Below are 6,239 nucleotides of genomic sequence, written 5' to 3' on the forward strand. Positions count from 1 at the left end.
TGGCCCGTTTTTTTGTGCGAGCAAACCCACGTTCAGGGAACCGACTACCCGCCTCTCACCCGCATACGGCAGTATCGGCCAATGGCGCATGTACGTGATCTCTCTCAACTCCCCAAGGCCCATCTGCACCTGCACTTCACCGGTTCGATGCGGCCCGCGACCGTCCTGGAGCTGGCCGACAAGTACGGCGTGCGGCTGCCGGAGGCCCTCACCGAGGCGCTGACCAGCGGGGAGCCGCCGCAGCTGAGGGCGACGGACGAGCGGGGCTGGTTCCGCTTCCAGCGGCTGTACGACGCGGCGCGCTCGTGCCTGCGGGAGCCCGACGACATCCGGCGGCTGGTGCGGGAGGCCGCCGAGGAGGACGTCCGGGACGGCTCCGGGTGGCTGGAGATCCAGGTCGACCCGACGTCGTACGCGCCCCGGCTGGGCGGGCTGATCCCGGCGCTGGAGATCATCCTCGACGCGGTGGAGACGACGGCTCGCGACACCGGGCTCGGGATGCGGGTGCTGGTCGCGGCGAACCGGATGAAGCACCCGCTGGACGCGCGGACGCTGGCCCGGCTGGCCGTCCGGTACGCCGACCACGGTGTCGTCGGCTTCGGGCTCTCCAACGACGAGCGGCGCGGGATGGCCCGGGACTTCGACCGGGCGTTCGCGATCGCCCGCGAGGGCGGGCTGCTGGCGGCGCCACACGGCGGTGAGCTGACCGGCCCCTCCTCCGTCCGCGACTGCCTGGACGACCTCCACGCCTCCCGGATCGGCCACGGCGTCCGCGCGGCCGAGGACCCCCGCCTGCTGAAGCGGCTCGCGGAGCGGGGCATCACCTGCGAGGTCTGCCCGGCGTCCAACGTTGCCCTCGGCGTCTACGAGAAGCCCGAGGACGTCCCGCTGCGGACCCTGTACGACGCCGGCGTCCCCATGGCCCTCGGCGCCGACGACCCCCTCCTCTTCGGCTCCCGCCTCGCCGCACAGTACGAGATCGCCCGCCTGCACCACGGCTTCACGGACGAGGAACTGGCGGAGCTGGCCCGGCAGTCGATCCGGGGGTCGGCCGCGCCGGAGGACGTCAGGGTGAAGCTGCTGGCGGGGGTCGACGACTGGATCGGGAGCCCGGTCGTCTGAAGTGGGCGTAAGGGGGATACGCCTGGAAGCAGATGCCGATCTCGGGTTCGCGGTCGCCTCTCGATCCGAGGATGTGCGTCATGCAGACCGGTTTCCCCTGGGCCACGCCCTTCTGCCGGGGTCCCCAGCCGGCCGTGTAGGCGAACTCGGTCGCCATCTCGGCGAAGGCGTCCCTGCCGCCGGTCAGGATGCACGTCCGCGCGTGCGTGACCTGTCTCAGCTCCGGTTCCCGCCGTGACCGGTACGACCGTTCCGCGTCCCGCGCGGTGCGCCGCTCGTCGGTCCGGACGGTCAGCGGGGTGCCCTGCCGCAGCTTTCGGCGCAGGTCGGGCCAGCCGGAGGGGCGCAGGCCGTAGGAGTCGGGGATCAGCAGGAGGTCCACCGGTTCGCCCGTTCCCCAGTTCGGCGGAACGCCTTCCCGCAGGGGGATGTGGACGATCGTGTGCCGGGAGTAGGCGGCGAAGGAGAACAGGCCCGCGAGCTGGTTCAGCCCGTCGTGGTCTCCGCAGAGCACTCCGTAGGGGTCCGGGGCGTACAGCGAGGTGTGCCGCAGGGGGGTGCGGGGGCGGACCACTCGATGGGTGTGCGGGCCGGTGCGGGGGCGGAACTCGGTGAGTCTCAGGCGCATAGGGGGTGCCTCATGCGGCCAGGGTCACGGTTCGACCGGGGGCTGTGCAACGGGAATTCCGTTGGCGGGGGCGGGAGTTGGGGCGGGTTGCGTGATGCCTGTCAGGAGCGTGCGAGCCAGGCGTGCGGCGAACGTCGCCGTGTCGGGGCGGGTGTCGACGGCTTCGTAGGCGAAGGCGCGCTGCGCGCAGGCGCCGAGGAGGAGGGAGGCGGCGGCGAAGGTGTCGGCGGTGGGGGCGATGCGGCCGAGGGCCTGTTCGGCGCGGAGGTAGGCGGCGAGGAGGTCGATGGGGACGTGCGGGCCGGCGCCCTTCTCGCGCATCACCGCGTCGTGCCGTCGCTTGAGGCTGTTCTCGGCGTAGAGGGACGCGGCGATCGGGAAGCTCTCGTCGTAGAAGAGGGCCGCCTGGTGGGCGATCTCGGTGAGGTTCTCCTCCAGCGTGCCCCGGCCGGGCTCCGCGGCGAGGCTGCCGAGGAGGGGGGTCAGCTTCGGGAGGCGTTCCATGAGGACCTGGACGAACAGGTCCTCCTTGCTGTCGAAGTGCTTGTAGAGGGCCGCTTCGGAGCACCCGGCCGCCTTGGCGATCTCCTTGGTGGTGGTCCGGCCGAGACCGACCGTCCGCATCAGGTCGTGGGCGGCGTCGAGGATGCGTGCTCGGGTGGGCCTGGGTTCCATGGGGCTCCGTTCGGCTTAGGGACTTGACGGGTGAGTGATTGCTTACCCACTCTAGAAGAAGGCAAGGTGAGTGAGTACTCACTCACCTCTTCTTCCGCTGGGAGTCCGTCATGAAACTCACCGTCCTGGGAGCCACCGGAGGCATCGGCACGGAACTCGTCCGCCAGGCCCTCGACGCGGGCCACGACGTCACCGCCGTCGTCCGCGACCCCGCCCGGCTGACCGTCACCGGCGCCCGTCTGGAGGTCTTCCGCGCCGACCTCACCGACCCCGGGGCCCTGCGCCCCGCGCTGGCCGGCAGCGACGCCGTCCTCTCCGGCCTCGGCGCCCGCACCCGCAAGGACGCCGGCATCACCACCCGCCTGACCCGCACGGCTCTGTCCGCCATGGAGGCGGCCGGCGTCCGGCGCCTGGTCCTGGTCACCGCCGCTCCCGTGGGGCCCGCCCCGGAGAACGACGGGCTGCTGGACCGGGCCGTCCGGGGCCTGGTCTCCGCGGCCCTCAAGGACATCTACACCGACCTGCGCCAGACCGAGGCGGAGGTCGCCCGCAGCGCGACCGACTGGACGTTCGTCCGCCCGCCCCGCCTCCAGGACAAGCCCGTCACGGGCGTCTACCGCCAGGTGATCGGGGGGTTCCCGCGCGCGGGGCGGTTCATGGGGCGGGCGGACGTGGCGCACGCAATGCTGGGGATGGTGGGGGAGGCGGGGACGGTGAAGCAGGGGGTGGGGGTGGCGTACTGAAGGGGGGGTACCCCTGTCTCCCTACAAGCTCACGCCCACCATCACCGGCTCGTTCACCAGCCGTACGCCGAACGCCTGCTCCACGCCGGTGACGACCTCGCGGGCCAGGGCGAGGAGGTCCTCGGTGGTGGCGGTGCCTCGGTTGGTGAGGGCGAGGGTGTGCTTGGTGGAGAGGCGGGCGGGGCCGGTGCCGTAGCCCTTGGTGAAGCCGGCCTTGTCGATGAGCCAGGCCGCGGACGTCTTGGTGTGGCCCTCCCCCGCCGGGTAGGCGGGCGGTTCGGTGCCCTCCCCGAGCCGCTCCCCCACGCGCGCGTGGAACGCGGCGAACTCGGCGTCCGTGAGGATCGGGTTGGTGAAGAACGACCCGGCGGACCAGGTGTCGTGGTCCTCGGCGTCCAGCACCATCCCCTTGCCCGCGCGGAGCTTCAGCACCGTCTCCCGCGCGGCGTCGAGCGCGACCCGCTCCCCCACCTCGACACCGAGCGCCCGCGCGGTCTCCACGTACTTCACGGGCGCCGACATCCCGCCCGCGTCCTCCAGCCCGAACCGGACGCGCAGGACGACGTACCGCGCGGGGTCGTCCTTGAAGCGGCTGTGCCGGTAGGAGAAGGCGCACTCGGCGCCCGACAGCGTGACCGTCTCCCCCGCGCGCCGGTCGTAGGCGACGACCTCGGTGATCGTCGAGGCGACCTCCTGGCCGTACGCCCCGACGTTCTGGATCGGCGTCGCACCCGCTGAGCCCGGGATCCCGGCGAGGCACTCGATCCCGGCGAGCCCGGCCTCCACCGCGCGGGCGACGGCGTCGGTCCACACCTCGCCCGCGGCCAGCTCCAGCGTCGTCCCGCTCAGCTCCACGCCGCGCGTGGCGATCCGCAGGGCCGTGCCCTCGAAGCCCTTGTCGCCGACGACGAGGTTGGAGCCGCCGCCGACGATCAGCAGCGGCGTCCCGGCGGCGTCCGCCTCGCGCACGGCCTCGATCACCTCGGCGTCGGTGGTCGCGGTCACCAGGCGGGAGGCGGGGCCGCCGAGCCGGAACGTGGTCAGCGGGGCGAGCGGGGCGTCCTGAAGTTCGAGCACGCGGCCAAGCCTACGAGACGGCACTGACAACGCCGGGCGGCTCGTGCCCATGTGTAAGGGGCGCCTCGCAATGGAGAACGCCCCTTACATCGTCGTACGCGCGCGTGCCGGTGTCGCGGGTTGTGTGCCTCAGGCCAGGCGGACGACCGCCCGGGACATGCCCAGGACCTTCAGGCCGGCGCTCATGACGGTGAGGTCGACGCGGACGGTGTTGTCGTCGAGCTTGGCGCCGACCTTGGCGGTGACCTCGATGAGGGCGCCCTCGTCGTCATTCGGGACGACGACCGGCTTGGTGAAGCGGACGCCGTAGTCGACGATCGCGCCGGGGTCGCCGGTCCAGTCGGTGACGACGCGGACCGCCTCGGCCATGGTGAACATGCCGTGCGCGATGACGTCCGGGAGGCCGACCTCCTTGGCGAACTTCTCGTTCCAGTGGATCGGGTTGAAGTCGCCGGAGGCGCCCGCGTAGCGCACGAGCGTGGCGCGGGTCACGGGGAAGGAGCGGGCGGGCAGCTCGGTGCCGACCTCGACGTCGTCGTAGGAGATCTTCGCCGTCATGGGATTCCTCACGCCTCCTCGGCGACCGCGCGGGCCACGAGCTTGGTCCAGGCGGTCACGACGTGCTCTCCGGCCTCGTCGAAGACCTCGCCGCGGATGTCCAGGATGTCGTTGCCGGCCATCGACTTGATGTTCTCGATGGTGCTGACGACGCTCAGCCGGTCGCCCGCGCGCACGGGGCGGACGTAGGCGAACTTCTGGTCGCCGTGCACGACGCGGCTGTAGTCGAGGCCCAGCTGCGGGTCCTCGATGACCTGGCCCGCGGCCTTGAAGGTGATGGAGAACACGAAGGTCGGCGGGGCGATCACGTCGGGGTGGCCGAGCGCCTTCGCGGCCTCGGGGTCCGTGTACGCGGGGTGGTCGTCACCGACCGCCACGGCGAACTCGCGGATCTTCTCCCGGCCCACCTCGTAGGGCGCGGTGGGCGGGTAACTCCGCCCCACGAAGGACTGGTCGAGCGCCATGGCCCCGGCACCTCTCTCGTTGTTCTACTGACCGGTACTGCCTGCGTGAACGACATGAGGCCGCCCCCGATCTCTCGGGGACGGCCTCATGTACGAGCCTGATTCAGCGCGTTTCGCGGTGCGCAGTGTGCGCGTTGCAGCGCGGGCAGTGCTTCTTCATCTCCAGTCGGTCCGGGTTGTTACGCCGGTTCTTCTTGGTGATGTAGTTCCGCTCCTTGCACTCCACGCAGGCCAGCGTGATCTTCGGGCGGACGTCGGTGGCAGCCACGTGAGTGCTCCTTGACGGACGGATGGGATAGTTGAACGCATAAAAGAGTAGCCGACTGGAGGACCGACCCCACAATCGGCTACTGCTCGTAGCGGTGACCGGACTTGAACCGGTGACACAGCGATTATGAGCCGCTTGCTCTACCGACTGAGCTACACCGCTGTGATGAGATCTGTTCCCGCCATGCAGCGGGAACTTCTCTCACCAGAGCCCCAATACGGAATCGAACCGTAGACCTTCTCCTTACCATGGAGACGCTCTACCGACTGAGCTATTGGGGCGAGCGAGGAAGACATTACACGCTCCTCGGGCGTTCACCCAAATCCGTTGTCCAGCCCTGTGCGGGCCCGGATTCAGGCCTCTCACAGGGGCCCCGAAGGCCCCTGTGCCACGACGGACCACACCGGTACGACTATTCCGTCCCTCGCTGACACCGTCGTACGGCCGCCCTAGGCTCGACTCACTCTGTGTGATCTTCCCGCCCCCGGACCGGGGGTCCCTTCGTCGTCCCCGAACCTCTGGAGCGCGATGACCGACAGTCAGCCGCAGCCGTCCCCGTCGCCGTCCTCCGGTGGCCGGCAGGACCCGTCGGCCCTCCTGCTGTGCGGGGCCAGGCTCACCGACGGCAGGACCGTGGACGTACGGCTCGGGGGCGGGCGGATCGAGGCGGTCGGCACGGCGGGCAGCCTGGCCGTGGCGCCCAC

Annotated in this window: 8 protein-coding genes, 2 tRNA genes and 1 pseudogene; 3 read left to right on the forward strand and 8 right to left on the reverse strand. The window is 70.9% G+C overall.

Features of this window, described 5'->3' with window-relative positions; all coding sequences use genetic code 11:
* Positions 1-81 precede the first annotated feature (81 nt).
* Positions 82-1,122: an adenosine deaminase gene (locus ACVNF4_RS04610; RefSeq protein WP_461801351.1), complete on the forward strand. Its 1,041-nt coding sequence runs from the start codon at positions 82-84 to the stop codon at positions 1,120-1,122.
* Here the strand turns inward: ACVNF4_RS04610 and ACVNF4_RS04615 are convergent.
* On the reverse strand, positions 1,067-1,750 hold the full coding sequence (locus ACVNF4_RS04615; protein WP_461801352.1) for a hypothetical protein: 684 nt from the start codon (positions 1,748-1,750) through the stop codon (positions 1,067-1,069). The genes ACVNF4_RS04610 and ACVNF4_RS04615 overlap by 56 nt on opposite strands.
* A gap of 24 nt (positions 1,751-1,774) precedes the next feature.
* Positions 1,775-2,425 (reverse strand): TetR/AcrR family transcriptional regulator, encoded by a 651-nt coding sequence (locus ACVNF4_RS04620; RefSeq protein ID WP_461801353.1) that lies wholly within the window; start codon positions 2,423-2,425, stop codon positions 1,775-1,777.
* 110 nt (positions 2,426-2,535) lie between these two features.
* On the opposite strand from ACVNF4_RS04620, the gene ACVNF4_RS04625 reads away from it, so the two are divergent.
* The gene (locus tag ACVNF4_RS04625; RefSeq protein ID WP_461801354.1) at positions 2,536-3,168 is read left to right on the forward strand and encodes an NAD(P)-dependent oxidoreductase; all 633 of its coding nucleotides are present in this window, start codon (positions 2,536-2,538) and stop codon (positions 3,166-3,168) included.
* A gap of 21 nt (positions 3,169-3,189) precedes the next feature.
* Here ACVNF4_RS04625 and ACVNF4_RS04630 read toward each other — a convergent pair whose 3' ends face one another.
* From ACVNF4_RS04630 to ACVNF4_RS04655, 6 genes are all read right to left on the reverse strand, one after another.
* Positions 3,190-4,245 carry a UDP-N-acetylmuramate dehydrogenase gene (locus tag ACVNF4_RS04630; RefSeq protein WP_461801355.1) on the reverse strand — a complete coding sequence of 352 codons (1,056 nt, stop codon included), beginning with the start codon at positions 4,243-4,245 and terminating at the stop codon, positions 3,190-3,192.
* Between the two features lie 129 nt (positions 4,246-4,374).
* On the reverse strand, positions 4,375-4,803 hold the full coding sequence (locus ACVNF4_RS04635; RefSeq protein WP_461801356.1) for a MaoC family dehydratase: 429 nt from the start codon (positions 4,801-4,803) through the stop codon (positions 4,375-4,377).
* An 8-nt stretch (positions 4,804-4,811) separates the two neighbouring features.
* Complete coding sequence (locus tag ACVNF4_RS04640; protein WP_461801357.1) at positions 4,812-5,267, reverse strand: FAS1-like dehydratase domain-containing protein; 456 nt, start codon at positions 5,265-5,267, stop codon at positions 4,812-4,814.
* Between the two features lie 103 nt (positions 5,268-5,370).
* Positions 5,371-5,535 (reverse strand): 50S ribosomal protein L33, encoded by a 165-nt coding sequence (rpmG, locus tag ACVNF4_RS04645; RefSeq protein ID WP_003948671.1) that lies wholly within the window; start codon positions 5,533-5,535, stop codon positions 5,371-5,373.
* Positions 5,536-5,624: 89 nt separating this feature from the next.
* Positions 5,625-5,697 (reverse strand) — tRNA-Met (locus ACVNF4_RS04650).
* A gap of 46 nt (positions 5,698-5,743) precedes the next feature.
* Positions 5,744-5,816 (reverse strand) — tRNA-Thr (locus ACVNF4_RS04655).
* Positions 5,817-6,063: 247 nt separating this feature from the next.
* Between ACVNF4_RS04655 and ACVNF4_RS04660 the strand changes: the two are divergent.
* A pseudogene (locus tag ACVNF4_RS04660) lies at positions 6,064-6,239 on the forward strand (hydrolase); the annotation flags it as partial.

It is taken from the genome of Streptomyces sp. S6 (assembly GCF_054880855.1).